Below are 15,243 nucleotides of genomic sequence, written 5' to 3' on the forward strand. Positions count from 1 at the left end.
CAAGCTGGTAGGGTACGCAACGGTATCCCGCCAGGGCTGTTTTTTCAGAGGATCAAGCGAAGATGAGTCTGCAGTCAGTCAAAGCGTTTTTCTCCCACCATTCACCCGACCTGCAGGTGCTGGAACTGGCGTCCAGCACCGCCACCGTCGCCCTGGCCGCCGAGGCGCTGGCGGTCGAGCCGGGGCAGATCGCCAAGTCGCTCTCGCTGCGCGTGGGCGAGGAGGTGATCGTGCTGGTGGTACGCGGCGATGCGCGCCTGTGCAACCGCAAGTACAAGCAGCAGTTCGGCGTCAAGGCACGCATGCTCGAGGCCGAGCAGGTCGAGCAGCACACCGGCCACCCCATCGGCGGCGTGTGCCCCTTCGGCCTGAGCCAGCCGCTGCGGGTGTACTGCGACGAGTCGCTGAAGGACTTCGAGGTGGTCTTCCCCGCCGGCGGTGCGGTCAATGCGGCGGTGCGCATCGAGCCCGAGCGCCTGGCCACCCTGGTCAACGCGCAGTGGGTCGACGTGATCCAGCCACTGGCCTGAAGTCGTCAGGCGCGCGGTTATGAAAACCGCTCGATTATCCGTTGCAGGGCAGCGGCGGGCAGGCCGACTTGCCACAGCAAGCCGGCCTGCCCGGGGGTCACACGCAGATCTGCTTGCGCGCACCGCGTGGCAGGCGGCAACGGTCGGCCTGGCTGCTCAGGCGGGCCTGCCAGCTGGCCTTGACGCTGAACGCGGGCACCGGCGCCGGCGCGGCCTGTTGCTGGCGCTGCTTGCGCAGTTCGGCCAGCGAAGGGGTCTTGGCCTTGGCGGCCACGGCTGCCGAGTCGGGGGCAGCCAGCGAGCGCAGGCAGGACTTGCACGACACCTGATCCGCTGCCTGAGTGCTGTTGAGGGTCTGACTGGTACGCCCGCAGGCGGCATTGGCGCCGTTCGCCGAATAGTGTGTAACCAAACCGTACATCTCCAACCTGTTGATAACAAAGGCGCTATTTTCGCACAGCCGCGCCGCTGGGTGGGCACCGGCTTCAGTTCACCAAGGAGAAGACACATGCAATACCGCGTGATTAAAGCGCACCGCAGCGAATTCCCTCAGCCCATCACCTTTGCCAAGGGGGCCGTGCTGGAGGTGGGGGAGGTGTACCAGGGCGATGAAGGATGGAACAACTGGTACTTCTGCACCACGCCCGGCCAGCAGGGTGGCTGGGTGCCGGCGCAGGTGATCGAAAGGCTGGGCGAGCAGGCAGGCCGCGCGCGCGAGGACTACACCGCCAGGGAGCTGGACGTGGACATTGGCGATGAAGTGCTCTGCGTGAGGTCGCTCAACGGCTGGTCCTGGTGCACAAGGCCGCGCGACGCGCAGGCCGGCTGGGTGCCTTCAAGCCATCTGCGCCACATCGAACAGGCGCCGGCGGCACCGACCCGCTGAAGGGCTGCACGCGGGTTCAACGGTGCGAGCGCTGATGCTCGCTGCACCTGTCGCGTATTGACGCCCGCCCGTGACGCCCACTAGGCTCGCTGCCGGTCCCTTTCATGGAGTGCTGCAATGGTTACCTGCTACCTGCGCTACATCGTCGATGCCTACAAGCTGCAAGAGTTCGAAGCCTACGGGCGCATGTGGATACCGTTGGTAGAGAAATTCGGCGGCCAGCACCATGGCTACTTCCTGCCCAGCGAAGGCGCCAACAACGTCGCCCTGGCGATGTTCTCGTTCCCGAGCCTGGCAGCGTACGAACGTTACCGCGAACAATCGAAAACCGACGCCGAGTGCATCGCCGCGTTCAAGTACGCCGAAGACACCCGGTGCATCATCAGCTACGAGCGCAGTTTCTTCCGCCCTGTACTGGGCTGACCCCATCACGGCGCAAGCCCCCTCCTGTGGGAGCGGGCTTGACCCGCGATCGGGCCGCAGAGCGGCCCCAACTGCCGCCTACAGCTTCATTACCACCGACTTCAGCTCGGTGTAATGCTCGATGGCCGCCGCGCCCATCTCGCGCCCCACGCCCGACAGCTTGTAGCCGCCAAACGGCAGCGCCGGGTCCAGCGCACTGTGACAGTTGACCCACACCGAGCCCGACTTGATGCGCGGCACCATGCGGTGCACCTGCGCCAGGTCGTTGGACCAGATGCTCGCGCCCAGGCCATAGGCACTGTCGTTGGCCAGGCGAATCGCCTCGTCCATGTCGTCGAACGGAATCGCCACCAGCACCGGCCCGAAAATCTCCTCCTGCACCAGCGGGCACTGCTGGTCGACGTCGGCAATCACCGTCGGCTGCACGAAATACCCTGGCCCGTAGTACTCGCCGCCACACGCCACCTTGGCACCCAGCTCGCGGCCCATGTCGATGTAGCGGCCCACCCGTGCCTGCTGCTTGGCCGAGATCAACGGGCCCATGTCGATGCTCGGGTCCAGGCCATTGCCCAGCTTCATGCCGTTGGCGATGCCGGCAATATCGGCCACCACGCGGTCGAAATGCTTGCGGTGCACATACAGGCGCGACCCCGCGCAGCACACTTGCCCCTGGTTGAAGAAGATCGCGCTGGCGGCACCGGCAGCGGCCACCTCAAGGTCGGCGTCGGCCAGGATGATGGTCGGCGATTTGCCGCCCAGCTCCAGCGTCACCCGCGTCATCGAATCCATCGCCGCCTTGCCGATCAGCTTGCCCACCTCGGTCGAGCCGGTGAAGGTCACCTTGTCCAGCAGCGGGTGCGCCGACAGCGCCGCACCGGCCACCGCGCCCACGCCGGTGACCACGTTGAACACGCCCGCCGGGTAGCCGGCCTCCAGTACCAGTTCGGCCAGCTTGAGCGCACTCAGCGGGGTCTCGTCCGCCGGCTTGAGCACCACGCTGCACCCGGTGGCCAGCGCCGGCCCCAGCTTCCAGCAGGCCAGCAGCAGGGGGAAGTTCCACGCCACGATGGCACCCACCACACCCACCGCCTCGCGGCGCACATAGGCATGGAACTCGCCGTCGAACAGCGGCAGCGACGGGTCGACCGTGGTGCCTTCGATCTTGGTTGCCCAGCCGGCCATGTAGCGCAGCGAGTCGATGGCCATCTGCACGTCCATCACCCGCGCCACCTGCGCGCTCTTGCCGTTGTTCAGGCATTCGAGCTCGGCGAACACCTGGGCATCGCGCTCGATCAGGTCGGCCAGCTTCCACAGCAGGTTCTGGCGCTCGCGCGGGCGCATGCGGCTCCAGGGCGAGTCATCGAACGCCTGGCGCGCGGCACGTACCGCCTGGTCGACATCCTCGACCGTGGCGGCAGGCACCTGGGCCAGCGCCTGGCCGTTGGCCGGGTTGAGCAGTTGCAGCGTGGCGCCATCGCTGGCGCCGCGCCAGTCGGCACCGATCAGCATGCGGTGCTGGCGCTGCACGAACGCCTGGGTATCACTGTGAACCGGGAAGGCATGGGTCATGGGTGTGGCTCTCTTGTTATTGAAAGGAACCCGAGGCATTCAGCAACCCTTGTGCCAGCTTTTTTCTACTACCAAAGTACTTGTTTTTCAGGGGTTTGGAGGGCTTTCGCCGGTTCTGTGCGTATTAGGTCGAGACAAACGGTGAGACACATGAGACGCCCCTGAGAAATCCCGCAAAGCCTTGCAAACCGGGCCTGCAACGGGGCAGGTGGCAGCCGGGCACTTCACCGCAGGTTGACGCCCTCAAAGCGCAACCAATTGATATCAATGGATTAATTTCGTTGGCACGAAGCCTGCTACGGCCTGTGTGCCGCCCATTGGGTGGCTCATCCGACAAAAACAATAAACAGGTGACTCGATGAGCAAGACCGTACTGTCAAGCGTGCCGGCACACCGCCGTCGTACTGCATTGGGCTGGGCACAGGCCTGGACGCTGGGCCTCGCCGGCTGCCTGGGCAGCCAGGCGCACGCCGTGGATGTGGACGCCGGGGACTACACCGCGTTGCCCGAAGGCACCAACCTGGGCATGGTCTACTACCAGCATGCCGAACGTCGCTCGCTGTACTCCGGTGGCCACAAGCAGCCGGTGCGTGCCGGGCTGAACTCCGACATCGGCATTCTCAGGGGCGTGCACTTCATGAAGCTGGGCGGGTTCACCATCGACCCGCAGTTCCTGCTGCCCTTCGGCCAGCTCGAAGGCAAGCGCGACACCTCGGGCCTGGGCAAGAGCGATGGCGGCATCGGCGACCTGATCCTGGCCTCCACCGTGTGGCTGGTGGAGCGCCCGGAAGAAAAGACCTATTTCGGCATCACCCCGTTCCTCTACGTGCCCACCGGCCGCTACGACCGCGACGACGCGCTCAACATCGGCGAGAACCGCTGGAAGTTCGCGCTGCAGGCCGGCTACATCCAGGGCCTGGGCGACAAGTGGTGGCTGGACCTGATCGGCGACGTCACCTGGTTCGGCAAGAACGACGACGCCACCTCCGCCGGCCTGACCCTGCGCCAGTCCGCGCTGTACCAGGGCCAGGCGTTCCTGCGCTACCAGCTCACCCCGAGCCTGGACCTGCGCGTGGGCTACTCCAGGTTGTGGGGCGGCGAAACCCGCCTGGACGGCGTCGACCAGCACGACAAACCCGACACCGCCAAGTTTCTGGTGGGCGCAGGCTGGTTCGTCACGCCCAAGACCCAGCTGCTGTTCAACTATGGCCGTGACCAGTCGGTGGAAAACGGTTTCAAGGAAGGCGACCGCTTCAACGTACGCCTGATGCAGGTGTTCTGACCCGCACCTGCAGCCATCACCGAGGACACCGAACATGAAAAAACCTTTGCGTACTTCATTGCTGATGCTGTGCCTGGCCACCCCGCTGGCAGCCCTTGCCGCCGGGGTGGACGAGGCCGCCATCCGCGCCACCGAACAGGCCGGCGGCGAGTGGCTCAGCCACGGCCGCACCTATGCCGAACAACGCTTCAGCCCGCTCAAACAGATCGACGCCAGCAACGTCAGGTCACTGGGCCTGGCCTGGTACATGGACCTGGACAACACCCGCGGCCTGGAGGCGACGCCGCTGTTCCACGACGGGGTGATCTACACCTCGATGTCCTGGAGCCGGGTGATCGCGGTCGACGCCGCCAGCGGCAAGGAGCTGTGGCGCTACGACCCCGAGGTGGCCAAGGTCAAGGCCCGTACCTCGTGCTGCGACGCGGTCAACCGCGGCGTGGCCCTGTGGGGCGACAAGGTCTACGTCGGCACCCTGGACGGGCGTCTGATCGCCCTCGACGCCAAGACCGGCAAGGCCATCTGGAGCCAGCAGACCACCGACCCGGCCAAGCCCTACAGCATCACCGGCGCGCCACGGGTGGTCAAAGGCAAGGTCATCATCGGCAACGGCGGCGCCGAATACGGCGTGCGCGGCTTCGTCTCGGCCTATGACGCCGACACCGGCAAACTGGCCTGGCGCTTCTACACCGTACCGGGCGACCCGGCGCTGCCCTACGAGCACCCCGAACTGCGCGAAGCGGCCAAGACCTGGCAGGGCGACCAGTACTGGAAGCTCGGCGGTGGCGGCACGGTGTGGGACAGCATGGCCTACGACCCCGAGCTGGACCTGCTCTACGTCGGCACCGGCAACGGTTCGCCGTGGAACCGCGAGGTGCGCAGCCCGGGCGGTGGCGACAACCTGTACCTGTCGTCGATCCTCGCCATCCGCCCCGACACCGGCAAGCTGGCCTGGCACTACCAGGTCACCCCGGGCGACAGCTGGGACTTCACCGCCACCCAGCAGATCACCCTGGCCGAGCTGAACATCGACGGCAAACCGCGCAAGGTCCTGATGCAGGCGCCTAAAAACGGCTTCTTCTACGTGCTCGACCGCACCAACGGCAAGCTGATCTCGGCCGAGAAGTTCGGCAAGGTCACCTGGGCCGAGAAGGTCGACCTCGCCACCGGCCGGCCGGTCGAGGCCCCTGGGGTGCGCTACGAAAAAGAGCCCATCGTGATGTGGCCCAGCCCCTTCGGCGCGCACAACTGGCATTCGATGTCGTTCAACCCCGGCACCGGCCTGGTGTACATCCCCTACCAGGAAGTGCCCGGTGTGTACCGCAACGAAGGCAAGGACTTCGTCACCCGCAAGGCATTCAACACCGCCGCCGGCTTTGCCGACGCCACCGACGTGCCGGCCGCCGTGGTCAGCGGCGCCTTGCTGGCCTGGGACCCGGTCAAACAGAAGGCCGCCTGGAAGGTGCCATACCCCACGCACTGGAACGGCGGCACCCTGAGCACCGCCGGCAACCTGGTGTTCCAGGGCACTGCGGCGGGGCAGATGCATGCCTATTCCGCCGACAAGGGCGAGGCGCTGTGGCAGTTCGAGGCGCAAAGCGGCATCGTTGCCGCGCCCATGACCTTCGAACTGGCCGGGCGTCAGTACGTGGCGATCATGGCCGGCTGGGGCGGCGTGGCCACCCTGACCGGCGGCGAGTCGATGAACCTGCCGGGCATGAAGAACCGCAGCCGCCTGCTGGTGTTCGCCCTCGATGGCAAGGCGCAGTTGCCGCCACCGGCCCCGGCGCCCGCCAAGGTCGAGCGCGTGCCCCAGCCCGTCACCGCAGCACCCGAGCAGGTGCAGGCCGGCAAGCAGTTGTATGGCCAGTTCTGCAGCGTGTGCCACGGCATGGGCACCATCAGCGGCGGTTTGATCCCCGACCTGCGCCAGTCCAGCGACGCCACCCGCGAGCACTTCCAGCAGATCGTCCTGCAGGGCGCGCTCAAGCCACTGGGCATGCCGTCGTTCGACGATTCGCTCAAGCCCGAGGAGGTCGAGCAGATCAAGCTCTACGTGATGTCGCGCGAGTACGAGGACTACATGGCGCGCCACAAAGCCGCACCTTGAATCGCGCCGGCGGCCTGTGTACGTCACAGGCCGCCGGTCGGGTGCGTGTTGGTGCTCCGGGTCGATCTGGTCTTTTCTGAAAGTAGTCACATCGCTGGCAGTCTTTGTGACTTCAACGGAAGAACCCGACTACCTCAGGAGCCACTGCCATGTCCGCCATCCCTTCGCGCAGCCCCCGCAGGACGCCACTTGCCCGCAACAAGGACGTGACCGCGCTGGTCCCGGACTTCCCGTTCCACTACGCCGACTACCTCGCCGCCGCTCGTGCCGCCGGCCAGCCGCTGTGCCGCGTGCCGCCCGAGTGCTGGGGCCGCAAGGTGCTGGTGGTCGGCGCCGGTATCGCCGGCCTGGTGGCGGCCTACGAACTGCTGAAGATGGGCCTGCACCCGGTGGTGCTGGAGGCCGGCGAGCGCATCGGCGGGCGGCTGTATTCCAGGGTCATGGGCGACCCCGGCGCCGAGGTTATCTGCGAGCTGGGCGCCATGCGCTTTCCGGTATCCGGCAAGGCGCTGTTCCACTACTTCGACAAGGTGGGCATGACCGCGCAGTCGGCGGACTTTCCCAACCCCGGCACAGCGGCCGCAGTCAGCACCGTGGTCGACTACCAGGGCCGCGTGAAGTACTACGAGCACGACAGCCCGGTGTTCCCCGTGCCACCGGAGTACCTGCAGCTCGAAGAGCAGTTCTTCGACACCTTTCTGGCGGGCGCGCCGTTCCACTTCCATGAACTGGAAACCGCCATGACCGAAGGCAGCATCGACCAGAAAGCCATCAAGCGCCTGTGGAATGCCATCGTCCACTGCGGCGCCGGCCGCAGCTGGGACGACGTCAGTTTCTATCAGGCGCTGCTGCAGGAGTCGGGGTGGAGCCGCGAGCAGATCAACCTGTTCGGCCAGATCGGCTTCGGCACCGGTGGCTGGAACACCGACTACCCCAACAGCATCCTCGAAGTGCTGCGGGTGCTGTACACCGGGCTGGATGCCAGCCACCGGCTCATGTACCAGGGCGCCGATGCACTGCCCAGGGCGCTGTGGACGCAATCGCCCACTGCGTTGGGCGACCCCTGCGCCAACGGCCAGGGCGACAGCAGCGTCGAGTCGATGACCCGCCAGGTATTCGCCGAGCCGTTCAACCAGGAAGTCCGGCATATCAGCCCGCTGGCGAACGGTGAGTTCTCGGTACTGGTCCACGACCTCAAGCGCGATACCAGTGCCTGGCTGACCATCGGCCACGTGGTCTACACCCCGCACCTGCGGGTGCTCGACAAGCTGCGCGCCAGCGGCAACGTGCAACAACTTAAGGCCATGGACGCGCTGCTGCCCAGCGCGACCTGGGAGGCCGTCAAATACACTCACTACATGCAGTCGGCAAAGATCTTCGCGGCCACCCGGCGGCCCTTCTGGCACGAACGACCGGGGCCGATGCAGGAACGCACGCTGAGCGTGACGCTGTCCGATGGCCTCACCCGTGGCACCTACCTGGTCGATTACGCGCAGGCGCCAAGCGGCTACCGCGGCAGCGGCATCTTCCTGTCGTACACCTGGAACGACGATGCGCTGAAGTTCCTGGGCGACCGCGCCAGGCCGGCGCCGCAGCATGCCCAGCTGTGCACCACGTTGCTGCAGGCCATCTACCCCAACGTGGACCTCGCCGCGCACTACAGTGCCAGCAACACCTTCGTCGAGTTCAACTGGGAGGACCAGCCGCACTATCTGGGCGCCTTCAAGATGAACCTGCCCGGGCAGTACGCCTACCAGCGCAGGCTCTTCGCGCAGTTCATGACCGGGGTGGGCGATGCCACGCCCTACGGCTTCGTGCTGGCCGGCGACGACGTGTCCTGGACCGGTGGCTGGGCCGAGGGCGCGGTCACCAGCGCACTCAATGCCGTGAACAAGATTGCCGTGTGCCTGGGCGGCGCGAGCGACCCGCGCAACCCCGGCCCGGTGGAATCCTGGGCCGACCTGCAACCGGTCGAACTGCGCTGAAGCTATCCACAAAAAAAGTGGGTAGCTCTGTGGATAAAGCGCTACACGCTGCGTACCACAAGGGCTGCGTCAGTTTGATTACAAACTGAACAGCTTCCCTGGGTATGCGTCGGGGGCTGTTGGCCACTGTGCCAAGTTCGTCATGCCCGTGGTCCGAATCGATCAAGCCCGGCCCCGGTCGATGGGGCACGATGGACGGTCTGTCCAAGGAGCTGACCATGATTCGACTGACCCTTACCCAAGCCCATGAACTGGCAGAGTCGATCCTGCTGCACAACGGTTTCAACGCGGCGCACGCCGCAGCGGTGACGGCCACGGTGGTCGCCGGGGAGCGCGATGGCTGCGCCTCCCATGGGCTGTACCGGGTGATCGGCTGTGTGAACTCGCTCAAGGCCGGCAAGGTGTCGGCGGCGGCCGAGCCGCAGGTGATCGACCAGGTGCCCTCGATCGTGCGTGTGGATGCTGCTGGCGGCTTCTCGCAGCTGGCGTTCCAGGCCGGCTTGCCGATGCTGCAGGCCAAGGCCCGCAGCAACGGCATCGCGGCCCTGGCCATCAACCACTGCGTGCACTTTTCGGCGTTGTGGGTCGAGATCGAACAACTGACCGAGGCCGGCCTGGTGGCGCTGGCGTGCAACCCCAGCCATGCCTGGGTGGCGCCGGCCGGGGGCAGCCAGCCGGTGTTTGGCACCAACCCCATCGCGTTCGGCTGGCCGCGTGCGGGCACCAACCCGTTCGTGTTCGACTTTGCCACCAGCGCGATTGCGCGCGGCGACATCGAGCTGCATCGGCGCGCCGGCAAGGCCATCCCCGAAGGCTGGGGCGTGGATGCCCAGGGGCAGCCGAGCACCGACCCGAACGTGGTGCTCGACAGTGGCGCCATGCTGACCTTTGGCGGGCACAAGGGCTCGGCGCTGGCGGCGATGGTCGAGCTGATTGCCGGGCCGCTGATCGGCGACCTGACCAGTGCCGAGTCGCTGGCCTATGACGCGGGCAGCAAGTCCTCGCCGTACCATGGCGAGCTGATCCTCGCGCTGGACCCGCAGCGGTTTCTGGGGGCGGGCGCCGAGGCGCACCTGGCGCGGGCGGAGGCGGTGTTTGCGGGCATCGAGGGGCAGGGTGCGCGGCTGCCGTCACAGCGCCGCTTCGAGGCGCGCAAGCGCAGCCTGGAGGAGGGCGTGCAGATCCCCGAGGCGCTGTACAACGACCTCAAGGCATTGCTGAACTGATCCTTTCGCCGGCAACGCCAGCTCCTGTAGGAGCCGGCGTTGCCGGCGAAGAGGCCCGTCAGCCTGCCACTGCCTCCCGGCTCTGCACCCCCTCCACCAACCGCACAATCCCCAACGGGTTGCCATCCTGCAACGCCGCCGGCAGCAGATCATCCGGGCAGTTCTGGTAACACACCGGCCGCAGGAACCGATCGATCGCCAGGCTCCCCACCGATGTCCCCCGCGCATCCGAGGTGGCCGGGTAGGGCCCGCCATGCACCATCGCATCGCACACTTCAACACCGGTCGGGTAGCCGTTGAACAGCACCCGCCCAACCTTCTGCTCCAGCAGCGGCAGCACCTGGGCAAACTGCGCCAGGTCGTCGGCTTCTGCAATCAGGGTGGCGGTCAACTGCCCATGCAGGCTCGCCAGCGCGCTGTGCAACTGGTCCGCATCGGCCACTTCCACCACCACCGTGGTCGGCCCGAACACCTCCTCCTGCAACAGCGCATCACCGTCGAGCAGCAAGCTCACTTCTGCCTTGAACAGCTGCGGCTGCGCCTGGTTGCCCTGTTGTTCACTGCCCGCCAGATGGCTCACCCCAGGGTGCGCCTGCAACGCCTGTACGCCCTTGGCATAACTGCGCAGGGTGCCGGCATTGAGCATGGTCTGCGCCGGCTGCTCGCCCAGCGTCGCCGCCAATTGCGCCACAAACGCCGAAAACTGCGGCGAGCGCAGCCCGATCACCAGCCCGGGGTTGGTACAGAACTGCCCGCAGCCCATCACCACCGACGCCGCCAGCTCCGTGGCGATTTTCTCGCTGCGCACCTGCAGCGCCTGCGGCAGCACCAGCACCGGGTTGATGCTGCTCATTTCGGCAAACACCGGGATCGGCTGCGCCCGCGCCGCCGCCATGTCGCACAGCGCGCGCCCGCCCTTGAGCGAACCGGTAAAGCCCACGGCCTGGATCGCCGGGTGCTTGACCAGCGCCTCGCCCACCCCGGCGCCATAGATCATGTTGAACACGCCCTCGGGCATGCCGGTGCGCTCGGCGGCGCGAATGATCGCGTTGGCCACGTGCTCGGCCGTGGCCATGTGCCCGCTGTGGGCCTTGAACACCACCGGGCAGCCGGCCGCCAGCGCCGCTGCGGTATCGCCCCCGGCGGTGGAGAACGCCAGCGGAAAGTTGCTGGCGCCGAACACCGCCACCGGCCCCACGCCGATACGGTACTGGCGCAGGTCCACCCGTGGCAGCGGCTGGCGCTCGGGCAATGCGCGGTCGATGCGCGCACCGTAGAAGTCGCCCCGGCGCAGCACCTGGGCAAACAGGCGCATCTGCCCGCTGGTGCGGCCGCGCTCGCCCTTGATCCGTGCCGTGGGCAAGGCTGTTTCGCGGGTTACCAGCGCGACGAAGTCATCGTCCAGCGCGTCCAGCTGCTCGGCTATGGCCTCCAGAAACTCCGCCCGGCGCCCGGCCGGCAGGTTGCGAAACGTCGGGTAGGCCGCCGCTGCGGCGCGGGCGGCAGCGTCCACTTCCTCGGCGGTGGCCTGGGTGAAACGGTACGGCAGGGCGTCGCCGGTGGTGGCGTCATGGCTGTGCAGGGTGATGCTGCCGGCCGCGCTGCGCGCACCGCCGATGTAGTTGTGGCCGATGATCTCGGTCATGCAGACCTCCTGTTGAAAGGGTTGGGCTCAGGCCAGCGAGTTGCCGCGAGCGCTGGCGGTGTCGGTGCTGGCGGCAACCCGCTCGGCCGACTCGGCGTCGACCAGGTGCAGCGACTTGCCACGGGTTTCACGGGTCAGGCCGACGGCGACGATGGAGATCGCCGCGGCGCCCACCAGGTACCAGGCAATCGGCGTCGAGCTGTTGTACTTGTTGAGCAGGGTGATGGCGATCAGCGGTGCCAGGGAGCCGGCGAAAATCGGCGCCACCTGATAGCACAGCGACAAGGCGGTGTAGCGCACATGGGTGGGGAACATCTCGGCCATCAGCGCCGAGTAGGGCGCATAGGTCATCGACTCGATGGCCAGGCCCAGGGTGATCGCCGCCATGATCAGCCAGTTGTTGCCGGTGTCCATCATCGGGAAGCCGACGAAGCCCCAGAACGCGGTCAGCACCGCACCGGTCAGGTACACCGGCTTGCGCCCCACCAGGTCCGACAGGTAGCCCATCAGCGGGATCAGGAAGAAGTGCAGCAGGTGCGCGCCGAACATCAGCAGCAGAATCTGCGAGGTGTCCTTGTGCACCACCAGCTTGAGGTAGGTGATCGAGAAGGTCACCACGGTGTAGTACAGGATGTTCTCGGCAAACCGGGCGCCGATGCCCACCAGTACCGAACGCCAGTGATGGCGCAGCACTTCCACCACACCCAGCTGCTGCACCTTGTGCTGCGCCTGGCGGGCCTGGGCCTGCTTGAAGATCGGGGCATCATCCACGCTGGTGCGGATCCAGTAGCCGATCAGCACCACCAGTGCCGACAGCCAGAACGCCACGCGCCAGCCCCAGGCCAGGAACTGCTCCTCGTTCAGGGTGCTCGACAGCGCCAGCAGCGCCACCGTGGCCAGCAGGTTGCCGGCCGGTACGCCGGCCTGCGGCCAGCTGGCCCAGAAGCCGCGACGGTTGTCCGGGCAGTGCTCGGACACCAGCAGGATCGCGCCGCCCCATTCGCCGCCAAAGGCGAACCCCTGGATCAGGCGCAGCAGCACCAGCAGGATGGGCGCGGCGTAGCCGATGCTGTCGAAACCGGGCAGGCAGCCCATCAGAAAGGTGGTGATGCCGACCACCACCAGGCTCAGTTGCAGCAGGCGCTTGCGCCCGAACTTGTCGCCATAGTGGCCGAACACCAGGCCGCCCAGCGGGCGGGCCAGAAAACCTACGGCGTAAAGGGCGAAGGCGGCGATGATGCCGTCGATGGGGCTGTCGGTCTGGCGAAAGAACAACTGGCCGAACACCAGTGCCGAGGCCGTACCGTAGAGAAAGAATTCATACCATTCGGCGACGGTACCGGCCATGGCGGCCGCTACCACACGCTTGAGGCCCGCCGGGGCGGTGGTTGCGCGGGGAGAGGGGTGTGCAGTGCTCATGCTGGCGTTTCCTGTGCAGGCGCAAGACAGAAAAACAGGCGCGCCGGGTGGGCCCCGCAGAGAGGCCCGCCCGGCACTCACTCAGAGGCCGACATCCGGCAGTTCAGGGCGGTTGGCCAGGGCCTTGGCCATGATCTGCTCGACGAACTCGCGGTCGTCCTTTGGCAGGGCCAGGCGCGGTGGACGGGTCAGCGCGCTGCCGCGACCGGCAATGGCTTCACACAGCTTGATGCACTGCACCAGGTCGGCGCGGGCATCCAGGTGCAGGATCGGCATCAGCCACTCGTAGATCGGCATGGCCTCGGCAAAGCGTCCGGCCTTGGCCAGGCGGAAGATCGTCTCGCCCTCCTTGGGGAACACGTTGGACATGCCCGACACCCAGCCCTCGGCGCCCACCGCGATGCTTTCGAGCACCACGTCGTCGAGGCCGGCGAACAGCACGAAGCGGTCACCCACCTCGTTGCGCACGTCGATGAAGCGGCGGGTGTCGCCGGAGGAATCCTTGAAGCACACCACGTTGTCGCAGTCGGCCAGGGAAATCAGGATGTCCGGGGTCACGTCGTTTTTGTAGATCGGCGGGTTGTTGTAGACCATCAGCGGCACGTCGGCATGCTTGGCCACGTAACGGTAGTGCTCGGCGGTCTCGAACGGCTTGGAGCCGTACACCAGCGCCGGCATCAGCATCACCCCGTCCACGCCCACCTTGCGCACCGCGTTGGCCACCTTGGCGGCCTGCACGCTGGTGAACTCGGCCACGCCGCAGATCACCGGCACACGCCCACGCGAGGCATCCACCGCCACTTCGGTCACGGCAATCTTTTCTTCGGCCGTCAGCGAGGTGTTCTCGCCCACCGAGCCGCACACCACCAGGCCCGACACGCCGTCGCGGATCACGTTGGAAATCACCTGGTGGGTTTTTTCCAGGTTGATGGAGAAGTCGTCGTTGAATTGGGTGGTGACCGCAGGGAACACGCCACTCCAGTTGATGCGCTTGCTCATTGGTTGTCTCCGGTGGTTGTTAGTATTTCGTATACGATATTTTATGTGTGTGAAGCAGACCAGCGTTATTTCGGGGTTTTTGCTGGTCTTTTTGCTTAGGGTTTGTGAATCAAGGGCTTAGCGATCAGGCGCCGGGCCAGGTGTCCGACAGTCGGTAGCCTTGTGGCCACGGGTCGGCGGGGTCGAGCAGCAACTGATGGGTACCGGTGATCCAGGCACGCCCCGAAATGCACGGGTAGATGGCGGCGCGCCCGGCCACTTCGGTCAGCGAATCGATGCGACAGTGGAACTCCGAGCCCAGGATCGAGCGGCCGATGAAGCGTTCGCCCACCTGCATCAGGCCCTTGGCCTGCAACACGGCCATGCGCGCCGAACAGCCGGTGCCGGTGGGGGAGCGGTCGATCTTGCCGGGCTGGATCACCACCGCGTTGGCACCGGTGGCCACGCCATTCTCCATCACGACGGGCGCGGCGATCTGGCAGAACGAGATATGCGACCAGCCGGGGTTGAGCGGGTGCACAAAACCCAGTTGTTCGTTGGCGGCGCGGGTGATCTTCAGGCCCACCTCCACCAGGTCGGCGGCCTCGTCGGGGCGAATGGCGAAGCCCAGGCGCTGGGCATCGACAATCGCGAAACTGTCGCCGCCATAGGCGGTGTCGACCTGCAGCGAGCCCACGCCCTCGACCTCGATCCAGGCGTCCAGGCGGTCGGCGAAGGAGGGCACGTTCCTGACCTCCACGCGCTGCACCTTGCCGTCCCGGCATTCGGCCACGGCCTCGATCAGGCCGCCGGGGGCTTCGAGCACCAGGCGGGTCTGCGGCTCGGTCATCGGCAGGATGCCGCTGTCGAGCAGCACCGTGGCCACGCACAGCGAGTTGGAGCCGGACATCGGCGGGGTGTCGGCCGGCTCCATGATGATCCAGCCCATCTGCGCGGCCGGGTTCTTGGGCGGCACCAGCAGGTTGACGTGACGGAACACGCCGCCACGCGGTTCGTTGAGCACGAAATTGCGCAGGGTGTCGTCCTGCGCGATCCAGCGCGACTGTTCCCACAGGGTGTCGCCCGGTGGCGGCGCGACGCCACCGACAATCACATCGCCGACCTCGCCTTCGGCGTGGCAGCTGATTACATGTATCACCTTTGATGAACGCATTGCCTGGCTCCTGATTGAT

General features: G+C 66.4%; 13 protein-coding genes. 7 read left to right on the forward strand and 6 right to left on the reverse strand.

The features are described from left to right. Positions 1 to 62 precede the first annotated feature (62 nt). Positions 63 to 530: a YbaK/EbsC family protein gene (locus CR917_RS23230; RefSeq protein WP_043861044.1), complete on the forward strand. Its 468-nt coding sequence runs from the start codon at positions 63 to 65 to the stop codon at positions 528 to 530. A gap of 97 nt (positions 531 to 627) precedes the next feature. Here the strand turns inward: CR917_RS23230 and CR917_RS23235 are convergent, their stop codons facing one another. Further along, positions 628 to 942: a hypothetical protein gene (locus CR917_RS23235; RefSeq protein ID WP_043861086.1), complete on the reverse strand. Its 315-nt coding sequence runs from the start codon at positions 940 to 942 to the stop codon at positions 628 to 630. A gap of 96 nt (positions 943 to 1,038) precedes the next feature. On the opposite strand from CR917_RS23235, the gene CR917_RS23240 reads away from it, so the two are divergent. Both CR917_RS23240 and CR917_RS23245 read left to right on the forward strand, forming a co-directional pair. Next, complete coding sequence (locus CR917_RS23240) at positions 1,039 to 1,416, forward strand: SH3 domain-containing protein (RefSeq protein ID WP_104573018.1); 378 nt, start codon at positions 1,039 to 1,041, stop codon at positions 1,414 to 1,416. Between the two features lie 117 nt (positions 1,417 to 1,533). Further along, positions 1,534 to 1,839, forward strand: coding sequence for an NIPSNAP family protein (locus tag CR917_RS23245; protein ID WP_043861047.1), 306 nt, complete (start codon positions 1,534 to 1,536; stop codon positions 1,837 to 1,839). 78 nt (positions 1,840 to 1,917) lie between these two features. On the opposite strand, the gene CR917_RS23250 is transcribed toward CR917_RS23245, so the two are convergent. After that, the gene (locus CR917_RS23250; protein WP_043861048.1) at positions 1,918 to 3,408 is read right to left on the reverse strand and encodes an aldehyde dehydrogenase; all 1,491 of its coding nucleotides are present in this window, start codon (positions 3,406 to 3,408) and stop codon (positions 1,918 to 1,920) included. 358 nt (positions 3,409 to 3,766) lie between these two features. Here CR917_RS23250 and CR917_RS23255 point away from each other — a divergent pair, with 358 nt between their 5' ends. From CR917_RS23255 to CR917_RS23270, 4 genes are all read left to right on the forward strand, one after another. After that, on the forward strand, positions 3,767 to 4,690 hold the full coding sequence (locus tag CR917_RS23255) for a transporter (protein ID WP_052504233.1): 924 nt from the start codon (positions 3,767 to 3,769) through the stop codon (positions 4,688 to 4,690). A 34-nt stretch (positions 4,691 to 4,724) separates the two neighbouring features. Then, positions 4,725 to 6,797 carry a PQQ-dependent dehydrogenase, methanol/ethanol family gene (locus tag CR917_RS23260; RefSeq protein ID WP_058541185.1) on the forward strand — a complete coding sequence of 691 codons (2,073 nt, stop codon included), beginning with the start codon at positions 4,725 to 4,727 and terminating at the stop codon, positions 6,795 to 6,797. A 149-nt stretch (positions 6,798 to 6,946) separates the two neighbouring features. Next, positions 6,947 to 8,782 (forward strand): NAD(P)/FAD-dependent oxidoreductase, encoded by a 1,836-nt coding sequence (locus CR917_RS23265; protein WP_104573019.1) that lies wholly within the window; start codon positions 6,947 to 6,949, stop codon positions 8,780 to 8,782. A 218-nt stretch (positions 8,783 to 9,000) separates the two neighbouring features. After that, positions 9,001 to 10,008 (forward strand): Ldh family oxidoreductase, encoded by a 1,008-nt coding sequence (locus CR917_RS23270; RefSeq protein ID WP_104573020.1) that lies wholly within the window; start codon positions 9,001 to 9,003, stop codon positions 10,006 to 10,008. A gap of 58 nt (positions 10,009 to 10,066) precedes the next feature. Here the strand turns inward: CR917_RS23270 and CR917_RS23275 are convergent, their stop codons facing one another. From CR917_RS23275 to CR917_RS23290, 4 genes are all read right to left on the reverse strand, one after another. Further along, positions 10,067 to 11,653 carry an aldehyde dehydrogenase (NADP(+)) gene (locus CR917_RS23275; RefSeq protein WP_104573021.1) on the reverse strand — a complete coding sequence of 529 codons (1,587 nt, stop codon included), beginning with the start codon at positions 11,651 to 11,653 and terminating at the stop codon, positions 10,067 to 10,069. Between the two features lie 27 nt (positions 11,654 to 11,680). Further along, on the reverse strand, positions 11,681 to 13,072 hold the full coding sequence (abaF, locus tag CR917_RS23280) for a fosfomycin efflux MFS transporter AbaF (protein ID WP_078480790.1): 1,392 nt from the start codon (positions 13,070 to 13,072) through the stop codon (positions 11,681 to 11,683). A gap of 81 nt (positions 13,073 to 13,153) precedes the next feature. Continuing rightward, a complete protein-coding gene (locus tag CR917_RS23285) occupies positions 13,154 to 14,071 on the reverse strand; it encodes a dihydrodipicolinate synthase family protein (protein ID WP_043861054.1) in 918 nt (305 codons plus the stop codon). Positions 14,072 to 14,195: 124 nt separating this feature from the next. Beyond that, positions 14,196 to 15,224 (reverse strand): proline racemase family protein, encoded by a 1,029-nt coding sequence (locus CR917_RS23290; RefSeq protein WP_104573022.1) that lies wholly within the window; start codon positions 15,222 to 15,224, stop codon positions 14,196 to 14,198. Between the last annotated feature and the right edge of the window lie 19 nt (positions 15,225 to 15,243).

Source organism: Pseudomonas sp. BRM28, from assembly GCF_002939405.1.
Lineage (GTDB): Bacteria > Pseudomonadota > Gammaproteobacteria > Pseudomonadales > Pseudomonadaceae > Aquipseudomonas > Aquipseudomonas palmensis.